The organism is Micavibrio aeruginosavorus (genome assembly GCF_051245535.1).
Taxonomy (GTDB): domain Bacteria; phylum Pseudomonadota; class Alphaproteobacteria; order Micavibrionales; family Micavibrionaceae; genus Micavibrio; species Micavibrio aeruginosavorus_D.
Map to the genome: position 1 here is coordinate 2,443,975 of NZ_CP195303.1, position 19,280 is coordinate 2,463,254.

The window sequence follows — 19,280 nt, forward strand, 5'->3', positions numbered from 1 at the left end:
TCAGGTGGATACATACATTATAAGTGATCCATGTTCACATTATGGCACACGCCGCGCCGGGAAACCAGCCTATCCCCCTGTGCAAGCCGGGGATATAATGAGAGTTTGTGCGGGTATTTGACGCGCGCGGTGGATGGGTGAGGCCCCCAAAAAACGGCGGTTTTTATAAAGGGATAGGGCCCTACTTTGTTGTTGTGCAGGGACCCCCTCCTGTCGTATTGTGGACTTGTGCGACACGTTGCGGCTTTAGCATGTGCATGTGAGATGAAACAGGTTTCGCTAGCTGCAACGGTGAAGGAAGGTCTTGAACTTGCCTTTCTACCGGCGCTGGACAACGCGAAGATCTGCGTGTAGCAGAGGGACCGATCCCCGTTTTGAGTATGGATCCCACCCCCTCCCGAATGGCGACTCTAAAAACGCCGTCCGACCGCGAAAAAACCAGCCCGATCAAGACCTGACGAATTTTTTAAGGCGCATCTCGCGCCGCATGACTGCATTTGTTGCATGGTGGTCATGGCGGGCGCGTGCGCTTGATCCATGAGGAGATAAACATGGCTAAACGTATGTTAATTGACGCAACCCACGCGGAAGAAACCCGGGTCGCGGTGGTCGATGGAAACCGTCTGGTTGAATTCGACTATGAAAGTAAAGTCCGCAAACAGCTTAAAGGTTCTATTTTTCTGGCCAAGGTGACACGGGTTGAACCCTCGCTGCAGGCCGCGTTCGTGAACTTTGGTGGCAACCGCCACGGCTTCCTGCCCTTCACGGAAATTCATCCCGATTATTACCGCATTCCAATCGCCGACCGTGAGGCCCTGCTGGCTGAACAACAGGCCGAGCTGGATGCGTTGGCCGCCGAAGAAGAAGCCGAAGAGGCCGAAGCTCTGGCGCGCGCCGCTGCGCAAGAGGGCCAGCCCGAAGGCCAGCCCGTCGCCGATATGAACGGTGATGATGCCGAACAGGATCAGGCTGAGTCCGATGAAGAGGACGAAGACGACGAAGATGAGGACGACGAGGAAGAAGACGAAATCGTTGAAGAACTGGGTGGTGAGAACCGCGCGGTTGAGATGATCGACGAAGAGTCCGACGACGAAGACGAAATCGTCTCTGCCCCGGTTCAGTTTATTCCAATCGCTATTCCGGTTGATGGCGTGTTCGCCGATGAACAGGACGATGACGGTGACGTCGCTGCCGCTGATGATGCGGACGATGGCGATGATGCCGATGAAGTGACCGCATCCAACGCCGAAGGTCAGGCCGAAGGCGAAGAATCCGCTGAAGGCGCTTCCGAAGAGGGCGCCGAAGGTGAAGCCGGCAATGATCGTCGCCGTGGTCGTGGGAATGACCGGGGCAATGATCGTGGCCGTGGAAATGGTCGCGGTCGTGGCCGTGGTCGTGGGGGCCGCCATGAACGTGGTGGCCGTAACATGGCCTCCAACAGCCGCCGTGTTGAAATGCTGGGCGGTGACGGCGTGGACGGTGATCGTCCGTTGCGCCCGTCCTTGCGCAAAAACTACAAAATTCAAGAAGTGATCAAACGCAGCCAGATCATGCTGATCCAAGTCAGCAAGGAAGAGCGCGGCAACAAAGGCGCGGCCGTGACGACCTATCTGTCCCTGCCGGGCCGTTATTGCGTCCTGATGCCGAACAGCCCGCGTGGCGGTGGCGTCAGCCGCAAGATTGCAAACTTCGAAGAACGTCGCCGGATGAAGGAAATCCTGTCCGAGCTGAACGTACCGGAAGGCATGTCCGTGATTATGCGGACCGCCGGTATGTCCCGCACGAAACAGGAAATCAAACGCGACCTCGATTACCTGCTGCGTCTGTGGAATGATATTCGTGACCTGACCCTGCAATCATCGGCCCCGGCCCAGATCCACGAAGAAGGCAACCTGGTTCGCCGCGCCGTGCGTGACCTGTACAGCCGTGACATCGAAGAAATTCATGTTGCCGGTGAAGACGGTTTCAAAATCGCCCGCGACTTCATGAAAGTGATGATGCCATCCCACGCCAAACGTGTGGTGAATTATCAAGATGAACAAATCCCGTTGTTCCACCGTTATCAGGTGGAAAGCCAGATTCGCGACATGGGTAATTCCACCGCGCAACTGAAATCGGGTGGCTATCTGGTGATCAACCCGACCGAAGCTTTGGTGTCTGTCGACGTCAACTCCGGCCGTGCGACCAAGGAACGCCATATCGAAGAAACCGCTCTGAAAACCAACCTTGAGGCTGCTGATGAAGTGGCCCGCCAATTGCGCCTGCGCGATCTGGGTGGTCTGGTTGTCATCGACTTTATCGACATGGAAGACCGCCGCAACAATGCGAAGGTTGAACGCCGTTTGAAAGAAGCCCTGTCCACCGACCGGGCGCGGATTCAGATGGGCCGCATTTCCAGCTTTGGCTTGCTGGAAATGTCACGCCAGCGTCTGAACCCCAGTCTGACCGAAGCGCAGTTTGAAAAATGCCATGAATGCGGTGGCGCCGGACACGTCCGGACCGAAGATTCCGCATCCATTCTGGCTTTGCGTGCTTTAGAGGAAGAGGGCATTCGCGGTCGTGCGACGACGGTTCACCTGACCGTGCCGCCGCGCGTTGCGCTGTACATCCTGAACCACAAGCGCGCGATGATGGAAGATATCGAACGCCGCTACGGCTTCACCATCCTGATCCGTGTGGACGAAGATCTGACCGCATCCGATTTCAAAATTGAATCGATCAAGGCGCAGCCGCGTGATGACGACGAAGACGGTGTGGTACAAGTGCGCCGCCGTCCGGAACCGCGTGCCGAACGGGCCCCGGTTGCACGCACGGTCGTTGATGATGATCAGGATGACAGCGCAGAGGACGAAGACGAAACGTCCGAAACCGATGCAGAATCCGATGATGAAGCCGGTGAAGGCGATGCCAATGCACCGCGCGAAGAAGGTGAAGACGGTCAACGTCGTAACCGCCGTCGCCGTGGTCGCCGTGGTGGCCGCAACCGCAACCGTCGTGATCGTGATCCGAACGGTGGCGAAGACGCTCCGACGGATGAACAAGGCGATGCCGACGGCAACCGTGCCGAAGCCGATTTCGCCAGCGATGACGATGCCCAACCCCGTGAAAACACGGCGCGCGAACATACACCGCGTGAAGGGAATCGTGATGGCAACCGTGAAGGTGGTCGTGAAGGTTCTCGGGGTCGCAACCGCAGTCGTGGTGGCCGCAACCGCGGTGGTCGCGACAATCGTGGCAGCCGGGATGATCAACCTCAGGGCCAATCCCCTATGAATCAACAGGGTCAGGAACGCAACGACAATGTCGATCATGGCTATGCCGTAAACATTGGCGATGTGCCTCCGGCCCCTGTGTCTGCCCCTGCGCCTGTGCGTGAACGCGCACCGGCGTTTGAAATGGCCGAGCCCCAAGCGCGTCCGCAACAGCGCGACGCTGAAACGACACCGCCGCCGGCCCGCGATTACGAACGCGTGAACGAAGAGCCGTCGGAAAAGAAAAAAGGCTGGTGGAATCGCCTGATGGAGTAATCCATGCGGATCTGCCAATGAAATAGAAAAGCCCGCCTTTATGGCGGGCTTTTTCATGTGGTTTTGAAGGGGGCGGAGAATAGATAGCATTTTAGGCAAAATTCACGGCCACTTTACCATAATGCGATAGAGTAAAAGAATGGAGTGCGGCGATTGCCGGGAATGACCTTCGCCCTTGGTCATGGGGGAGCGAAGGAAAGGCCAGGATCAAGCTGCTCCATGTTGAGTTTCGGATGCTTCGGCATCTGTACAAGTTTGTTTGTCCGCGAGCCAACGGTTGCCGCAGCCCCGCAGTCAGCGGTATGCCGTTTCTCCTCTGGCGTTGACCGGAGAAACAAAGTCCCCCCTCTAGGCCGCCGGGTTCATCCCGGCGGTTTTTTTATGGGGTTGCCGTTTAAAGAAAATGGGCGGGGCGGGGCGCGGGGCTGCCGGGATGCGTGTTTGTTTGGATCTGCTGCGCAGATCGGGCCGGCGGTTTTTTTGCATCCAGATGGTGGAGGTTTTTTTGTGCCGAGATTCCTGCTATTCTCGGCGCAGTTTTTCATTTGAGAAAAGGCCCTATCATGCGCATCGTTTCCGCCCTCTTGCTTTCCGCCGTTATGTTGTCTGGCGTTCTGGCTGTGCCCTCTACGGCATCGGCGCAGGAATTGAACAAGCCGGAAGCGGCGAAAAAATTTATGGAAGCGGAAAACCCGCATCTGAAAAAGCTCAATACCCGCACGGATGAATTGACGAAAAAGCTGGGCGAGGCAGAGTTGAAAAACCTGTTCTATATCCGCGAAGCCTTTGGCACCGTGCGGGCCGTGGCTGTGGTGCAACGGGATGTGGGCGCGGCGGTGAAAAGCTGTGGCAAGGCCAATCCCGATATGAAGGAAACCATGGATGCCCGGTTCAAGGAATGGTCCGATTCCGTCGGCCCGGTGATCAAGGACCGCGAGATCATGATGGATCAGGCGATCACGGCGCAGTCTTATATGAAGCCGAAAGAAGTCCGCGACTATCTGAAGCTGATCCAGCAAACGGCGGAGTATGCGGATAAGAGCATCGAGAAGAACTACGCGACCGCCAAAGAAGATTGCGAGTCCTTGATGAAATCGATGGACCGGACGCAGGAAGTGGTCACGGAACTGCTGGCCGACCTGAAAATTCCGGCCTACGACCCGAAAGACGACAAGTTTGAGGGCGTGCCGGAGAATTACAAGAAGGCCGAATAACTGACCACAGGGAAGCGGCCCTCTCCAAAGGGCGTAACACCCCGGAAATAAAGAGCAATCGGCGGCCCGTGAAATTTGCTTTCGCGGGCCCGCTTGTGTCAAAATGGGTCCAAGAGACATGCTGACGGGGTGCGGTACCCTGTTAACGCATTGAATTTCATCTCTTTTTCCGCAACAGGAAGAGGGCCAGGGAGATGGACTGAGGGCTGTGGCAGACACTATTGACGTCAAAAATGGGCCGAATACCCCGGTGGATGAAGAATCCGCCCGCGAGGGTGCGCCCGTTCTCGCCCTTGATGTGCCCGAACCGGAACGCGCGGCCCATGCGGCCGGTCCCGCCGCAGACGAAGAATCCCCCACCCAAGAAACAGCCGAAACACCGGATCAAAACGGTGCAGATGATCCGGCTATTGCGGCGGACCCGGCGGCGCTTGACCCGCTGGCGATGAAGCTTGCGCCGAAAGATGCGTCAAAATCGCTCGGTGAAAGTTGGAAGGCCGCGATGGAAAATGCGGCGGAGCGGATGGACGGTGCGGCGCTGGCTGATGCGGCGGCGAAAGGGTCTGTTCTGAATGTAACATTGAGTGACGAGGCCTTTGGCCTTGAAACGGCCGAGGATCAGGGGCCAACCGAGGAGGTTGAGGTCTCCGCCTTCGATCGCGATGAAATCACCGACCCGACCGCGGATGGCATTGACCCGCTGATGGCGCTGATCGGTGGGGGTGAACGCCCGTGGGAAAATGAAAGCCTGTCCTTCCTCGAACGCATGAGTTTGTATGGGTATAACCGGAATTTAGAGGCCGTTCAGGACGCTTTAGGGGGGCAGAATGCAAGCGGCGCACGGGTTGGTGCAGCCGCTGTGGTGGCCGGTGCCGCCGTGGCGGGCATTGCGCTGGCGACCGGAATAAACGATGCACAGGCCGCGCCCCAAAATCGGGCCACGGACCCGCAAAACACCCAAAATCCGGCCCCAAAACAAAACGATCCGCAACGGCCCGAGACATCGACTTTGGCCGCTCAAAAAAGCGCCAATGAAGCGAAAATGCAGGCCGATACCCGCCAGATTGAAACGCGGCTGTCGCGCGAAGGTCTGTATCGCCAAAATGTCGATGATGTCACCGTGCGCCGCCTGCGTGAGTTGAGCGCCGCATCCACCCTGACCCAGAAACGGGACATGGATATAGCGGATGATGTGATGCAGGGCCCCGGGGCATCCGGTGGCGATCAATTGACGTGGGATGGGGGCGGCGTTGCTGGCGGCAGCCTGTTTGACCAGACCATGGGCTATCTGTACAGCCAGTTGGACATGAATCCGGCCAATGACCCGTCCGCGGGCTGGCGGGCGGCGATGTGGGATGAAAAACGGGTGGAATTTACCGAAACGGCCCAATCGGCCACCACCCCGCCAAAAGCCCCGGAGATTCCGGTTTACGAAGGCCCGTCTTTGCGCCCGCCGGAACCGGAGCAAAATTTCCAAATGTCTTTTGCGCCCGGAATGGGCATGTGATAGGATAAGGCGTTTCCAGAATGCGGGATTTTGAACGATGAGCGACCAGTTTCCGATTGTTCCAGATGATGACAATAAAAAGCCGGGCACGGCTTTGGTGGCCTTTGGCCGCGCCGTGTCGGTTCAGGACGACGCCCCAGACAATACGGGTCGCACCATCGAAGGTGAATTTCGCCGCGTTGATTCCCGCCCTAAACTGACCGGACCCACCGTGGCCGAACAATTGGCCGAGGATGAACAACGCCTGCTGCAAAATGAACGCGCGGGCCTGTTGCGCGCCGCGCATAAGAAGGCGGGCGAAACAGAGCCGAAAGAGTCCGATACCGTATTCTCCCCGAAAAATCCGCAGGCACAGGGACCACAACAGCCGCTTGCTTTGCCGGGACCGAAAGCCGACCCCGCCGCAAAGGCGGAGGGATACCCCCGCAAAATTCGCTGTGCCGATGGCCGCTATGTTTATGATTACGGCCATGAACTGCGCACACGCGAAGGAAAATTGTCGGCGGCGCAGGCGGCGACAGTGGCCGAATTGTCCGCTGAGAAGGGCTGGACGAAATTATACGTCTATCGCGGCAATGGCCGCACCGTGAACCAAGAAGCCGCCGCCGCAATCAGCGCGGTCGCCCGTGGTGCCGGAATCAATTTCAATTTCGTGATGCAGAAGGCGGGCAGTGTCGGCTCGCACAAAAGCGAAGCGTTGCAGGCCATTGAAATGGTGGCGCGTCTGCGCGAAGCAGTGAAGGCGCAGACCCCGACGGGGTGATGTCTTTCCGTTATCAATCATCATCAATCATATTGGAATCCCCGTGAAAACGGGGATCCATTGTTTTTGGCGTAGGCCATGGCGTGGATTCTCGCTCTCACACACACAAGCCGTCACCCCGGAAAGGGCGCTTGAGCCCTTGTCCGGGGTTTGGGCCGTGAAGGTGACAACGCGGCAAAAATCCCGGATAAACGCTGGCGCGTTTTCCGGGATGACGAAAGTGTATTGTGGGATTAGCCGCGAATGAGCCGATGCTGAGCATTCAGCAACAGGCCGAGCAGGATAAACGCCCCGGCCTGATGTGCGGTGGCGACGTGAATGTCCACTTGTGTCAGCAGGGCGGCGATGCCAAGCCCAACCTGTATCAAAATCATGGCGCCCAACGCTGCAACATCGCCCGTCACCGCACCACTTTTCGTACGCAGCCAGATATACAATCCGGTGACGCACAATGTCGTGATGGCCAGCCAGCGATGGGTGAATTGCACCGCCGCCGGATTTTGCATGATGTCGCCAATGATTGTCGCATGGGTGCGGAAATCGGGCGGGATCAACCCGGCCCCCATATGCGGAAATTCATTATAAATCATCCCGGCATCCAGCCCCGCGACAAACGCGCCCCAAATGATGGTGATGGACACCATCGCCAATGCAATCCACCCGGTGATGATGGTGGATTTTGGCGTGGTGATTTTACGGGCCGTGCCGCGCCACAGACCAATGGTCAGCCATAACATCAGGGCGAACACCAAAGCCGCCATGAACAAATGCAGGGACAGGCGGAAATGCGACACCGACGGGCGGTCGATCAAACCGCTTTGCACCATAAACCATCCGATGAAACCTTGCGCACCGCCAAGGGCCAGCAGGCCGATAAATTTCAATCCATACCCCGGTGGAATTTGTTTACGGACCGCGAACCAGACCAGCGGCACGGCGAAGACAATGCCAATCGCACGACCCCACAGACGGTGCAGCCATTCCCAGAAATAGATTTTCTTGAAATCGGATAATTGCATCCAGAAATGTTTGGCGTCGTATTCCGGCGTTTGTTTGTACAAATCAAACTCCGCCTGCCATGCCTCTTCGTTCAACGGTGGCAACGCCCCCGCAATCGGTTTCCATTCCGTGATGGACAGGCCAGACTCGGTCAATCGCGTGACCGCGCCAATCATCGCCATGCTCAACACCATGAAACAACAAATGAACAACCACACGGCAATTTTGCGGTGCGGGGCGGTGGATTGGATTTGATGATCGGTGGACATGACGATACTCCTTCACTCAACGGGTTTAGCCCCGTGGGTGCGGAATGTCCAGTTTGATGGAAAAATTACCGTTTCGGGCCCAAAGCCTGTTTGGTTTCAAAGGGTTTAGAGCCAACCCAGATCGTGCCCGGACCTTCGGCCTTGGCGACAAAGGCCCCTTCACCGCCCGTGACCATGGTGAGCAACCCGCCCGATAATCCCATGCCCAGTTTGACGGAATCGCTGGCGGCGACCAGACAGCGCGCATCGGTTTTGTAAACTTCGCCCGCGTCCAGTTCGATACATTGCACATTGCCCGGCGCGTTCAGGAAGGTCCAGGCTTCGCCCTTGATTTCCTGCATCACGACGCTGTTGCTGATCAGTCCGAACAGCGAGAGCTTCATTTTCGATCCCAGTTGCGCGCCTTGTTCCGCGGCCAGAAAACTGCCGCGTTGGGCGACGATGCGGTTGCCATGTTCGGCAATATCAATCGCAACAATTTCACCCGGCAAGGCGGCGGCCAGGCTCAGTTTACCGACCTTGTCCGATGCCATATTGACGTATTGGTTGATAAAGAAATTTTCGCCACCGATTTTGCGCATGACGGACCGGAACAGGCTGCTTAAGAAACCGGAATTGGACCCATCGCCCAGCTTGGATTTCATTTTCACGCTGTCGGATTGTCCCATCAATGTGCCGGCCTCGCCAACGAACGCCTGTCCCGGCTGCATGTGCAATTCCAGATACGGGGTGTGCGCGCCGTTGATGCGGAATTCAAACCCGTGCGTTTGCGCCGGGCCGTTAAAGGCGGTGGAGGCTTTCGGGGTGTCGATGGTCGCCATGGTTTTAATCCTTACGCGCTTGATCCGGTTGGCATCTTTGGGTCAAAAAACTTTAAATTCGGCGGTGCCTGTGCTACCGCAAGATGGTTATAGCATGACCGCCCCTGAAGGCCAAGAAAATTATGGTAAATAAGCGGGTAAAATCAAGCGGTCCAGAATGGTGAAATCATGGAAAATCAACCGGTTAGAACAGATGTGGTGATTATCGGCGCGGGCCCCGTGGGCTTGTTTGCCGTGTTTGAGCTGGGCTTGCTGGATATGAAGGTCCATCTGGTCGATATTCTGGACAAGCCGGGCGGTCAGTGTGCCGAGCTGTACCCCGAAAAACCGATTTACGACATTCCCGCCTGGCCCATCATTACGGGTCAGGATCTGACCGATCGTCTGATGGAACAAATTGCGCCGTTCAAGCCGACCTTCCATCTGGGCCAGATGGCGGAGGCGTTGGAGCGGACCGATGACGGGTTCTGGCGTCTGACCACCGATATTGGCACCGTGATCGAAGCGAAGGTGGTGGTGATTGCCGCCGGTGGCGGATCGTTCGTGCCGAAGAAGCCGTCCATTCCGGGGCTGGAGGCGTTCGAGGGCACATCGGTGTTCTACGCCGTGCGCGAAATGGAAAAATTCCGCGACAAGAAAATCGTGATTGCCGGGGGCGGTGATTCCGCGCTGGATTGGACGATCAATCTGCAACCGCTGGCCAAATCCGTGAATCTGGTTCACCGCCGTGATGATTTCCGCGCGGCCCCGGACAGCGTGAATAAAATGCGGGCGTTGGTGGCCGACAATAAAATGGCGCTGGATATTGCGGGCATCACCGGGCTGGAAGGTGAAAATGGAATCCTGCGCGCCGTGCATATGCATTCGGCAGAGCGGGGCGATTACGTGGTCGAGGCGGATACGTTGCTTGCCTTCTATGGCCTGACCATGAAACTGGGGCCGATTGCCGATTTCGGGTTGCACCTGCATGAAAATCTGGTCCCGGTCGATACGGAAAAATTCGAAACATCGACACCCGGCATTTTTGCCATCGGCGATATCAATTATTACCCCGGCAAGCTGAAACTGATCCTGTCCGGGTTCCATGAGGGGGCGTTAATGGCGCAGGCCGCGTTCCGTTATGTCTTCCCCGACAAAAAACTGCGGTTCCAGTACACCACGTCGTCGTCCGCCCTGCAGGATAAGTTGGGCGTGCGCGAGTCCAAGGATGCGGCGTAGACCCACCTTTTAACCCCGCCCATGCTGGTGTAGAGTAGGGACCATGAAACAGACGGCCCCGGCCTTGCCCACATTCGATATTGTTGACGCCGCCAGCTTTGGATACCAGTTGGCGTGGGCGGAGCGTCAATATCTGGTCCGTCTGGCCACCGTTCCGGTTCTGGTCAGCATCGTCTGTCAATTGATCGTCACACTGCTGGGGTGGGAAACCAATTACCTGCGCCAGGCGCTGGTGATGTTGCCGTCCTATTTCGCCGAAGGGTGGATGGTGTGCCATATGGTGCGGCTGGTCTTTCTTGGTCAACGTTGGCCCTTTATCCCCAGTGGGGATCCGGTGCGCGATGAAACGGCGCTGGATGACCGGGCCTATGGTATTTTTGCCGGGACGCTGGTTTATGTGCTGATTAAAATGATTGCCTCGGCCTTGCTGGCGTTTTCGTCGATGTTCCAAATGTCGGATGAAATGGAAACATTGGTGGAATCCGGCGGCAACCCGCCTGCGGCCCTGCTGGTCATGCAGATTGTGATTGTGATTGTCGGGATATGGGCGTTCCGGTTTTTGTGGGTGCATATTGGTGTGGCGGCGGGGTATCGCATTCGCACCTATTTCCGCGCTGTGCATGGGCTGGGCGTGTCGGTACAGATGCTGGGCGTGTCCTTGCTCTGCTTCTTCCCGTTCTTTGTCGTGTTGCTGTTTATCACCATGGGGCTGGTATCCGGCTATCACCAGCAGAATGTTCCTGTTCCATTTTCAACAAAATTCATGGTCATCGCGTTGCAGGTGTGCGGCGGTGCGGCCATCACGTTGATCAACACGGCCGCCATCGCCCAAGGCTTTGGCAAGCTGGTTGATATTTACCTGCGCAAAAACCCCTCAGCATGACCATCCGCCGAAGCCGAGCGCGCGCACCGCTGCGGTGGCGGTGATTCCGGCTGTGCGGTTGTACGTCGTCTGGGCCGTGATGATGCGTTCGGCCAGCGCACGGTTTTCGCCCTGCTGGTTAAAATAATCCTTGAGATCATTCAGAATGGCGGGCGTGGTTCCCAAAACGGCGCAGGTGGCGGTGATGTCATTCGTGGCCGCGATGATTCCGGCACGTGTGATCAGGCCGCCTAAAATCGCTTTGGCCATTTGGACCTGAACAGGGTGCAGGGTTTGGTCCGGCGTGCGGGGCAGGATGGTGTCGTGAAACTGGTCGCGCAGGGTTGTTTGCATTGTGGTGGTGTGTGTCATTGTCTTGTCCTTGATGTGTGGTGTGTCATTGTGGTTTGGGGAACCAAAGGACCGGGACAAGATGTGCAAAACGCATAAAAAAAGCCCGGACCCTGAAGGGTGCCAGACCATTTCCATGTTTCGATATATACCAAAAGAAATGCGCTGGGACCCGCTATGACAGGGGCCACCACCAATTCATCGGCATTGTTGCGTTCATCGAAATCATGCCCCATCCATAGCGCAGGTGCGGACAAGCCGTCAAGAAAAGTTGAAATCGCGGGATGGCCGGTATAGATAGATGGACATGAACACATACAAAATTCATGTCACGAACCCGGACGGCACCCGTACCAGCCTCGATGCGCTGGAGGGGTGGCAGGTCATGGAAATCCTGCGCGATTACGGCCTGCCGGTGAAGGCGGAGTGTGGCGGCGCGTGCTGCTGCGCCACCTGTCACGTGTATGTGGACGCCGACTGGCTGGACAAGCTGCCCCCGGTCGGGGACGAGGAAGAGTGCATGCTGGATAGCGCCTTGTCACCAAAGGCAAATTCCCGCCTGTCCTGTCAGATCATTATGACCCCGGCGTTGGACGGGCTCAGCCTGACCATTGCCCCGAACGGGGTTTAATTTCTTTGCATAATCGCTGTCTTGGGGTAGGTTAGCCCCCAGAAACCATGAGGTTCCGCCCGTTCTTGGAATGGGCGGTGTTTGTTCGTTTTGGGCCATCGGTGCGATGGGCCGGGTGATCGTGATGCCAAGGCCAGATCATTTTATTGTCCTGTCCGCAGGGGCGGATTGCGATATTGACCTGTATAGCCGCCATGACCGTGGTGATGCGGGATCCGTGTGGTCACGTATGGATATCGGGATGGTGACGAAACATGTGAACGTACAGACCGGGCCCGTCAATTCATTTTCAAACTACAAACGCCGTTTACAATTCGCCATTGTCATCCCTGTATCTGCGGCGGCGGCGGGCCGCTTGCGTGATTTTTGCGACATGGCCTTTTCGATCGAACCCTATCTGGCCACGGGTGAAACATCGACCGATATTGTCGGGACCAAACGCGAAATTCCGTATTACTTTACACAAGATATGACCCCGCTGGAGCCGTTTGAAAAAGATCGCGATGCCAAGGGGCTGGCGCGGTTGTTTGGCGGGCCGGAAACACGATATTTTCAACATGCCATTTCTGCCGTCGGTGATCATGCTGATCGCATCAGGGGTGTGCGGGCCAACATCAAGAATATCTGGGCGCGGGCCAGTGCGCCGTTCCGCACACGGGCGGATACGTCGCCGTCGTCTGATAGCGTTCTGCGGGCGCGGTATAATTGCTGGACTGGCGCGCAGGGGCTGGCCGAATATGTGGCGCGCGTGGATCTGGCGGACATCGATCCTGATTTGTCCCGCTATCACCGCGCCTGGCAGGTGACGGCATGGTTTGCCGCCCAGATGCAACAGGGCGTGTTGTGCAAAGACAAAGATGTGCAGGACAATATTGAGAAGATCAAAGCCGTGCGCCATCCTGTGCGCACGCTGACATCACCGTACAATACGGATGGAGTTTATGTATTGGATGGGAATCATGCGCCCGTATTGATCGTGCCGGATCTGGATTCGTTTACCACGCTCAACCAATCCGGTTTTCGGGATGGCAGTGGAGCAATGATTTGTCCGTTGCGTGATCTGTATGATGACAATACGAAATTATTCGGCGATGTGACGATGGGGCATCCGTTGAAAAATGTGGATGCGCGGCCCGATCTGGATGGACCGCACGCGCTGGCCACATTGCACCGTCGCAATCGTGATCCACGGTTCAATCTGTAATCGATTTTAATGCAGTTGGAATTCCGCGTTGATGAACCGGGCATCCCCCGGTGTGATCAGCTTGTGGCTGGCGACGTACACGGAATGCAGTTTGCCATCCAGATTATGACTCCAGAAATCCAGAAACTTGCTCAGCACCGGGTATTTCGGGGCCAGATCATATTCCTGCCAGATATAGGTTTGGAGCAAATCCGGGTAATCCGGCAAATGATACAGGATCTCCGCCGTGGTCAGGCGGTAGTCCTTCAAAAACTGGTCGCGTAGAGAAGCCATGGTCTAACCTCCTGATGTTCCATTCTGAATCGGGGGTTGGTTACCGGGATTTCTTCCCGTTTTAACAGAATGCCATGGGGGCCCTTTCAAAATTCTTAATTTCCTGAGGTTTTCCCTATGGTTTCTCTATGGTTTCTGGGGGTTTCACCTGTGTGTGGATGGACTCGAAACACTTGAATGTTGGGGGGCATTGGCTTAAATGAACGTCTGGCACTCCCCGGACCCGAGTGCCAAATCATGGAAACATGAGGGCTTGGCCGGGGGGAAGTTGTTTTTAACCAAAGGCTTGAATGGCCAAAACTGAAATATTGGAGAGTCGAATGAAGTTTCGTCCTTTGCATGATCGTGTTCTGCTGCGTCGCGTTGAACAGGATGAGAAAACCAAGGGTGGCATCATCATCCCGGATACCGCGAAAGAAAAACCGATGGAAGGTGAGATCGTTGCTGTGGGCTCTGGCCTGCGTGATGAAACCGGCAAGATCGTACCGTTGGATGTAAAAGCTGGCGATCGCGTCCTGTTTTCCAAATGGTCCGGCACGGAAGTAACGCTGGAAGGTGAAGACCTTCTGGTGATGAAAGAGTCCGACATTATGGGTGTTCTGGCTGCTTAATTTCGGCCCCCATACAAGACCATTAACAACGTAAATTTTTAGGAGAAGACAGCTATGGCTGCAAAAGATGTAAAATTCCGTGGCGAAGCCCGCGACAAAATGCTGCGCGGCGTGAACATTCTCGCTGACGCTGTGAAAGTAACGCTGGGTCCGAAAGGTCGCCTGGTTGTGCTGGAAAAATCCTTTGGCGCACCGCAAGTGACCAAGGACGGTGTAACCGTTGCCAAAAGCATCGAACTGAAAGACCGCCACGAAAACATTGGCGCGCAATTGGTTCGTGAAGTGGCCAGCAAGCAAAACGACGTTGCCGGTGATGGCACCACCACCGCAACCGTTCTGGCCCAATCCATCATCCGCGAAGGCGTGAAGGCCGTTGCGGCCGGAATGAACCCGATGGACCTGAAGCGCGGTCTGGACAAAGCGGTCATCGCCGTTGTCGAAGACCTGAAATCCCGTGCGAAGCCGGTGAAGGACAACAGCGACATCGAGAAAGTCGGCCTGATCTCCTCCAACGGTGATAAAGAAATCGCCGAATACATTGCCAAGGCCATGGACAAAGTCGGTAACGAAGGCGTGATTACGGTTGAAGAAGCCAAATCGCTGGAAACCGAACTGGACATCGTCGAAGGCATGCAATTCGACCGTGGTTACCTGTCCCCGTACTTCATCACCAATGCCGACAAGATGGTGTGCGAGCTGGAAAACCCGTACATCCTGTTGCACGAAAAGAAGCTGTCCAACCTGCAATCCATGTTGCCGATTCTGGAAGCTGTGGTGCAGTCGGGCCGTCCGTTGCTGATCGTTGCGGAAGATGTTGAAGGCGAAGCTTTGGCAACGCTGGTTGTGAACAAACTGCGCGGCGGCCTGAAAATCGCTGCGGTAAAGGCGCCGGGCTTCGGTGATCGTCGTAAGGCGATGCTGGAAGACATGGCCGTTCTGACCAAAGGCGAAGTGATCTCCGAAGATCTGGGGATCAAGCTGGAAACCGTAACCCTGCCGATGCTGGGTCAAGCGAAGAAAGTCCGTATCACGAAAGACGATACGACGATCATCGACGGTGCAGGCGAGAAAGCCGACATCGACGCACGTTGCACACAGTTGCGTGCCCAGATTGGCGAAACCACATCCGACTACGACCGCGAAAAACTGCAGGAACGTCTGGCCAAACTGGCTGGCGGTATTGCCGTGATCCGCGTTGGTGGCGCATCTGAAGTTGAGGTGAAGGAGCGTAAGGATCGCGTTGATGACGCAATGCACGCCACCCGCGCCGCAGTGGAAGAAGGCATCATCGCCGGTGGTGGCGCAGCGTTGCTGTACTCCACCAAAGCACTGGCCAGCCTGAAGGGCGACAACCGCGATCAAGATGTTGGTATCGACATCGTGCGCCGCGCGATCCAGTCCCCGGTTCGTCAGATCGTTGAAAACGCTGGCGTCGAAGGTTCGGTCGTTGTTGGTCACATGCTGGAAAAAGGCGATGCCAACTGGGGTTACAACGCCCAGACCAACGAATATGTCGACCTGATTGCGGCTGGCATTATCGACCCGGTGAAGGTTGTTCGTACGGCTCTGCAGGATGCGGCATCTGTTGCCGGTCTGCTGATCACGACCGAAGCAATGGTCACCGACGCGCCGGAAGACAAAAAAGGCCACGACCATGGCGCCGATATGGGCGGCATGGGCGGTATGGGTGGCATGGGCTTCTAATCGCCCATCCCTCTTGCGCAATTTTATCGAAAAGGGCCGGTTCTTCCGGCCCTTTTCTTATGTGGATATTTGACGCATATTAGTGGGCATGACACAGACGCCACCAAAACCGAAAAAAGCAAAGCCCGCAAAATCCACGCCGCCCGCGGCGTATCTGGTGCTGGTCTTTGGTGTGGCGGTGTTTATTGGTGTGGCCGTTTTGGTGGCGCAACGTTTCATCACCGTGCCCACCACCGAACCGGCGGGACAGCAAGTGGCGCAAACAACCGCGCCCGTGGGGCCGCTGGAAGTGGTCACGCCGAAAAAGCCGGAAATGCCCAATTTGCCGGAACTGGATATCGCCGACAAACAGGTACAGGGCAATTGGATCGCCAAGTTTCTGGATTACACCGCGTTGTTTCAGGTGCGTAACGGCGCATACCAAATTCTGGTCAGCCGGGATGATCCGTCGGCCCCGGTTTATTACTCACGCGGCACCTATACGCTGAACAAGGCGACAATGACCTTGATCCCGAACGCATCGCTGGGCGCGCCCGAGGCCAATACGCAAACGCAATATCTGCCGCTGGCGGGGCGTGCGTTTGATGTGATCATGATGTTGGACAAGGATATGATGGTCTGGCGTCCGGGGAAAACGGACCCAAACTTTCCGAACCGCAACGCCACGCACCCGTTGATTCAATATAGCAGCCAGGAATTTCTGGTGTTTGATCGCGATGATGCCGCCCCCCCTGCACCTGTGGCCCCTGCGGCACCGGCAGCGCCATAAACCATGCCTGAATTACCCGAAGTTGAAACAGTGTGTCGCGGTCTGGCCAAGCCCTTTACCGGACATGTGATTGCATCCGCACACGTGCGCCGCCCCGATTTGCGGCGTCCGTTTCCGCGTGGTCTGGTGAAAAATATCACGGGCCGCAAAATCGCATCGGTCACGCGGCGGGCCAAATACGCGTTGCTGAATATGGATGATGGATCGATTCTGGTGCTTCATCTGGGCATGTCGGGCCGCGTGAAAATTCTGCCCCCGGCGCAGGCGCGCGAGTATGAACCCGAAACACACGACCATTTTTTATTCACCTCCGCGCGCGGGCACATGATGGTGCTGAACGATGCGCGTCGTTTTGGGCAGGTGATGTGGTTTAAATCCGAAGACGCGATGATGAAGGATGCATCCTTCGCCACGCTGGGGCCGGAGCCCTTGTCGAATGATTTTAGCGGCCCGGCGTTGCTGGCGGCGTTGGCGGGGAAGAAAGTCGCGATCAAGGTCGCGTTGCTGGACCAGCGTGTTGTTGCTGGGATTGGCAACATCTACGCCAGCGAGGCGCTCTATATTGCCGGGATCAAACCGACCCGCGCGGCGGGATCGATTCGCGAGGGAGAGGCGGAGAAACTGGTCGCCGCCATCCGTCAGATTTTGACCAAGGCCATCGAATCGGGCGGATCGTCCCTGCGCGACCACCGCCAGACCAATGGCGAAATGGGCTATTTTCAATTTGAATTTGCCGTCTATGATCGCGAAGGCGAAGCCTGCGCCCGGTGTGGTAAACCCATCCAGCGTTTGGTGCAGGGTGGGCGGTCGACCTTTTATTGCGCAGGTTGCCAGAAATGAGAGAACAGATGACCCGGTTTTTGACGATTGTGATGGTGGCGATTGTAATGCTGAGTGCGGGCGCGCAGGCGGCGGACCAACGTTTTTTCAGCAATATCAGTGACTTGCCGTTGATGCCCGGCCTGTATGAACTGCCCGATGCGGCCGTGGTGTTTGACAAGGAAGAGGGGCGCATTGTTGAAAGCGCCGCCGCGGGCGAAGGTGTGCATCACACGCAAGTTATTGATTTTTATACAAAAACACTGCCGCAATTGGGTTGGGCCGTGGTGTCCTCGGCCCCGGCGGCGGGGATGGGGCTGTACCAGCGCGATGGCGAAATGCTGAATTTGACGGCCAGACCTGAAGGAAATCAAGGGGATGGGGTGGTTATTCTGCAGGTGTCGCTGGCGCCGTTAACCCGATAGGGTTGAAAAAGAGCACTGCGCGCGGGAAAAGATGGCGCGGGGGCATCAAAACGTCTAAAAAACCAAAGAAATCTGCGGCTTTCACCTGTGTATGAATCTCTTGACAAGGGTGGGGCCCGAAGCGTAAAACACACCGTTCCCGACCGGGCCCCTTTGCGGGTATTGGTGCGCGATTGTGACGCAGCACGGTGGGAGGGCGGACGAGACGAATGAGTTGAAACGCCCAGTGAATTGAAACAATTGTAAGGATAAAGAGAGCAAACAATGGCCAACCATAAATCGGCAAAAACACGTATCCGTCGTAACGCACGCGCAGCCACCATCAACGGCAGCCGCGTTGGCCGTATCCGTACCTTTGTGAAAAAGGTTGAGCTGGCTCTGTCCGCGAACGATGCTTCTGCTGCTGAAGCTGCTTTGAAAGTGGCGCAGCCGGAACTGGACCGTGGCGTTGCCAAAGGCGTGATGAACAAAAACGCCGTTGCCCGCAAGATGTCCCGCCTGACGGCACGCATCAAGGCAATGAAAGCCGCGTAATTTAAACGCGATTTCAAAAGGAGTTTTTAAAAGCGCCGCGATCAACGCGGCGCTTTTTCTTTGTGCGTTTTGTATCGATTCGCATGTGTGCGCGTAAGCGATTCTGATTCATCGTGCGGATCGAGAAAGTGGTTGTCGCGTATCGATGCAAGGAAAAAATTTTTTATTTTTTTAGTGAATAAAAAACGCACGAAGTGCAAAAAACCCAAGTGACATAAGCACTGAACGATTCTTGCTTTTTAGTTGTTCACATTTTGATCCAGTTGCATTGATAAAAAAATCTGTCTAACGTCACCCAATCGAATGACGGACCGATGATCAAGAAATTGACCGCCACCATCAAACGATATCACTCTTCAAAAATCGGAAGCGGCCGTTCGGTCCGTTTCGGGAACAGCCAGTTCCCCACCCGTGGTCTTCACCACGATTGAAGAACGTAAGGATGTGTTGAACGCAAGCGACCCGCCTGATGGCTCAGGTCGATTGATTCAGAAAGTCCCTAAAATTTTCGCTGATCTGTGTTGGGCTTTAAGTAAGACGCCCCGGATGTGATGGTCCCGGCTTTTTTGCCGCGGTGCAATCGCAATGGGACGATTTTATTATGTCGTCGGATGTGTGCAGCGGACATTTTTTTGAAGAGTGCACGAAAAGAGTAAACAAAAAATAAACGCCGTTTTGTCGGGTTTGTTTTTTGGTTTTGGGGTCCGTTCCAGGATCCTTTTTATGGACTATTAAATTTGTGGGAGAAGTAATCCATGACGACTGAAGCCGGGGGAACA

18 protein-coding genes are annotated in these 19,280 nt (G+C 56.0%); 14 read left to right on the top strand and 4 right to left on the bottom strand.

The annotated features are described in order from the left end of the window. The first annotated feature begins 551 nt into the window (after positions 1–551). From ACSC94_RS11675 to ACSC94_RS11690, 4 genes are all read left to right on the top strand, one after another. Positions 552–3,527: an Rne/Rng family ribonuclease gene (locus ACSC94_RS11675; protein WP_435641012.1), complete on the top strand. Its 2,976-nt coding sequence runs from the start codon at positions 552–554 to the stop codon at positions 3,525–3,527. A gap of 563 nt (positions 3,528–4,090) precedes the next feature. After that, positions 4,091–4,741 carry a hypothetical protein gene (locus ACSC94_RS11680; RefSeq protein ID WP_435641013.1) on the top strand — a complete coding sequence of 217 codons (651 nt, stop codon included), beginning with the start codon at positions 4,091–4,093 and terminating at the stop codon, positions 4,739–4,741. Between the two features lie 208 nt (positions 4,742–4,949). Next, a complete protein-coding gene (locus ACSC94_RS11685) occupies positions 4,950–6,248 on the top strand; it encodes a hypothetical protein (RefSeq protein ID WP_435641014.1) in 1,299 nt (432 codons plus the stop codon). 37 nt (positions 6,249–6,285) lie between these two features. Continuing rightward, a complete protein-coding gene (locus ACSC94_RS11690) occupies positions 6,286–7,011 on the top strand; it encodes a hypothetical protein (RefSeq protein ID WP_435641015.1) in 726 nt (241 codons plus the stop codon). Positions 7,012–7,244: 233 nt separating this feature from the next. On the opposite strand, the gene ACSC94_RS11695 is transcribed toward ACSC94_RS11690, so the two are convergent. Together ACSC94_RS11695 and ACSC94_RS11700 are read right to left on the bottom strand one after the other, a co-directional pair. Continuing rightward, the gene (locus tag ACSC94_RS11695; protein WP_435641016.1) at positions 7,245–8,279 is read right to left on the bottom strand and encodes a COX15/CtaA family protein; all 1,035 of its coding nucleotides are present in this window, start codon (positions 8,277–8,279) and stop codon (positions 7,245–7,247) included. Between the two features lie 65 nt (positions 8,280–8,344). Then, positions 8,345–9,100 carry an AIM24 family protein gene (locus tag ACSC94_RS11700; RefSeq protein ID WP_435641017.1) on the bottom strand — a complete coding sequence of 252 codons (756 nt, stop codon included), beginning with the start codon at positions 9,098–9,100 and terminating at the stop codon, positions 8,345–8,347. A 168-nt stretch (positions 9,101–9,268) separates the two neighbouring features. On the opposite strand from ACSC94_RS11700, the gene ACSC94_RS11705 reads away from it, so the two are divergent. Beyond that, complete coding sequence (locus tag ACSC94_RS11705) at positions 9,269–10,318, top strand: NAD(P)/FAD-dependent oxidoreductase (RefSeq protein ID WP_435641018.1); 1,050 nt, start codon at positions 9,269–9,271, stop codon at positions 10,316–10,318. 43 nt (positions 10,319–10,361) lie between these two features. Then, positions 10,362–11,201 (top strand): hypothetical protein, encoded by an 840-nt coding sequence (locus ACSC94_RS11710; protein ID WP_435641019.1) that lies wholly within the window; start codon positions 10,362–10,364, stop codon positions 11,199–11,201. Here the strand turns inward: ACSC94_RS11710 and ACSC94_RS11715 are convergent. Further along, positions 11,193–11,552, bottom strand: coding sequence for a hypothetical protein (locus ACSC94_RS11715; RefSeq protein WP_435641020.1), 360 nt, complete (start codon positions 11,550–11,552; stop codon positions 11,193–11,195). The genes ACSC94_RS11710 and ACSC94_RS11715 overlap by 9 nt on opposite strands. A gap of 280 nt (positions 11,553–11,832) precedes the next feature. Between ACSC94_RS11715 and ACSC94_RS11720 the strand changes: the two genes are divergently transcribed. Beyond that, positions 11,833–12,162: a 2Fe-2S iron-sulfur cluster-binding protein gene (locus ACSC94_RS11720; protein ID WP_435641021.1), complete on the top strand. Its 330-nt coding sequence runs from the start codon at positions 11,833–11,835 to the stop codon at positions 12,160–12,162. A 124-nt stretch (positions 12,163–12,286) separates the two neighbouring features. Next, positions 12,287–13,366: a hypothetical protein gene (locus ACSC94_RS11725; RefSeq protein WP_435641022.1), complete on the top strand. Its 1,080-nt coding sequence runs from the start codon at positions 12,287–12,289 to the stop codon at positions 13,364–13,366. A gap of 6 nt (positions 13,367–13,372) precedes the next feature. Here ACSC94_RS11725 and ACSC94_RS11730 read toward each other — a convergent pair whose 3' ends face one another. Then, the gene (locus ACSC94_RS11730) at positions 13,373–13,639 is read right to left on the bottom strand and encodes an usg protein (protein WP_435641023.1); all 267 of its coding nucleotides are present in this window, start codon (positions 13,637–13,639) and stop codon (positions 13,373–13,375) included. 320 nt (positions 13,640–13,959) lie between these two features. Between ACSC94_RS11730 and groES the strand changes: the two genes are divergently transcribed. The 6 genes from groES to rpsT all read left to right on the top strand — a co-directional run bounded on the left by groES (position 13,960) and on the right by rpsT (position 18,501). Then, the gene (gene groES / locus ACSC94_RS11735; RefSeq protein ID WP_435641024.1) at positions 13,960–14,250 is read left to right on the top strand and encodes a co-chaperone GroES; all 291 of its coding nucleotides are present in this window, start codon (positions 13,960–13,962) and stop codon (positions 14,248–14,250) included. Positions 14,251–14,304: 54 nt separating this feature from the next. Beyond that, complete coding sequence (groL, locus tag ACSC94_RS11740; RefSeq protein WP_435641025.1) at positions 14,305–15,954, top strand: chaperonin GroEL; 1,650 nt, start codon at positions 14,305–14,307, stop codon at positions 15,952–15,954. Positions 15,955–16,042: 88 nt separating this feature from the next. Further along, positions 16,043–16,723, top strand: coding sequence for a hypothetical protein (locus tag ACSC94_RS11745; protein ID WP_435641026.1), 681 nt, complete (start codon positions 16,043–16,045; stop codon positions 16,721–16,723). A gap of 3 nt (positions 16,724–16,726) precedes the next feature. Further along, a complete protein-coding gene (gene mutM / locus ACSC94_RS11750) occupies positions 16,727–17,563 on the top strand; it encodes a bifunctional DNA-formamidopyrimidine glycosylase/DNA-(apurinic or apyrimidinic site) lyase (protein ID WP_435641027.1) in 837 nt (278 codons plus the stop codon). 8 nt (positions 17,564–17,571) lie between these two features. After that, a complete protein-coding gene (locus ACSC94_RS11755) occupies positions 17,572–17,967 on the top strand; it encodes a hypothetical protein (protein WP_435641028.1) in 396 nt (131 codons plus the stop codon). Positions 17,968–18,231: 264 nt separating this feature from the next. Next, entirely contained in the window at positions 18,232–18,501 is a 270-nt protein-coding gene (rpsT, locus tag ACSC94_RS11760) for a 30S ribosomal protein S20 (protein ID WP_435641029.1), read from the top strand. Positions 18,502–19,280 lie beyond the last annotated feature (779 nt).

Coding starts and splice junctions, on each gene's coding strand:
- ACSC94_RS11675 (WP_435641012.1), top strand. CDS start 552: ATGGCTAAACGTATGTTAATTGACGCAACCCACGCGGAAGAAACCCGG.
- ACSC94_RS11680 (WP_435641013.1), top strand. CDS start 4,091: ATGCGCATCGTTTCCGCCCTCTTGCTTTCCGCCGTTATGTTGTCTGGC.
- ACSC94_RS11690 (WP_435641015.1), top strand. CDS start 6,286: ATGAGCGACCAGTTTCCGATTGTTCCAGATGATGACAATAAAAAGCCG.
- ACSC94_RS11695 (WP_435641016.1), bottom strand. CDS start 8,279: ATGTCCACCGATCATCAAATCCAATCCACCGCCCCGCACCGCAAAATT.
- ACSC94_RS11700 (WP_435641017.1), bottom strand. CDS start 9,100: ATGGCGACCATCGACACCCCGAAAGCCTCCACCGCCTTTAACGGCCCG.
- ACSC94_RS11705 (WP_435641018.1), top strand. CDS start 9,269: ATGGAAAATCAACCGGTTAGAACAGATGTGGTGATTATCGGCGCGGGC.
- ACSC94_RS11710 (WP_435641019.1), top strand. CDS start 10,362: ATGAAACAGACGGCCCCGGCCTTGCCCACATTCGATATTGTTGACGCC.
- ACSC94_RS11715 (WP_435641020.1), bottom strand. CDS start 11,552: ATGACACACACCACCACAATGCAAACAACCCTGCGCGACCAGTTTCAC.
- ACSC94_RS11720 (WP_435641021.1), top strand. CDS start 11,833: ATGGACATGAACACATACAAAATTCATGTCACGAACCCGGACGGCACC.
- ACSC94_RS11725 (WP_435641022.1), top strand. CDS start 12,287: ATGCCAAGGCCAGATCATTTTATTGTCCTGTCCGCAGGGGCGGATTGC.
- ACSC94_RS11730 (WP_435641023.1), bottom strand. CDS start 13,639: ATGGCTTCTCTACGCGACCAGTTTTTGAAGGACTACCGCCTGACCACG.
- groES (WP_435641024.1), top strand. CDS start 13,960: ATGAAGTTTCGTCCTTTGCATGATCGTGTTCTGCTGCGTCGCGTTGAA.
- groL (WP_435641025.1), top strand. CDS start 14,305: ATGGCTGCAAAAGATGTAAAATTCCGTGGCGAAGCCCGCGACAAAATG.
- ACSC94_RS11745 (WP_435641026.1), top strand. CDS start 16,043: ATGACACAGACGCCACCAAAACCGAAAAAAGCAAAGCCCGCAAAATCC.
- mutM (WP_435641027.1), top strand. CDS start 16,727: ATGCCTGAATTACCCGAAGTTGAAACAGTGTGTCGCGGTCTGGCCAAG.
- ACSC94_RS11755 (WP_435641028.1), top strand. CDS start 17,572: ATGACCCGGTTTTTGACGATTGTGATGGTGGCGATTGTAATGCTGAGT.
- rpsT (WP_435641029.1), top strand. CDS start 18,232: ATGGCCAACCATAAATCGGCAAAAACACGTATCCGTCGTAACGCACGC.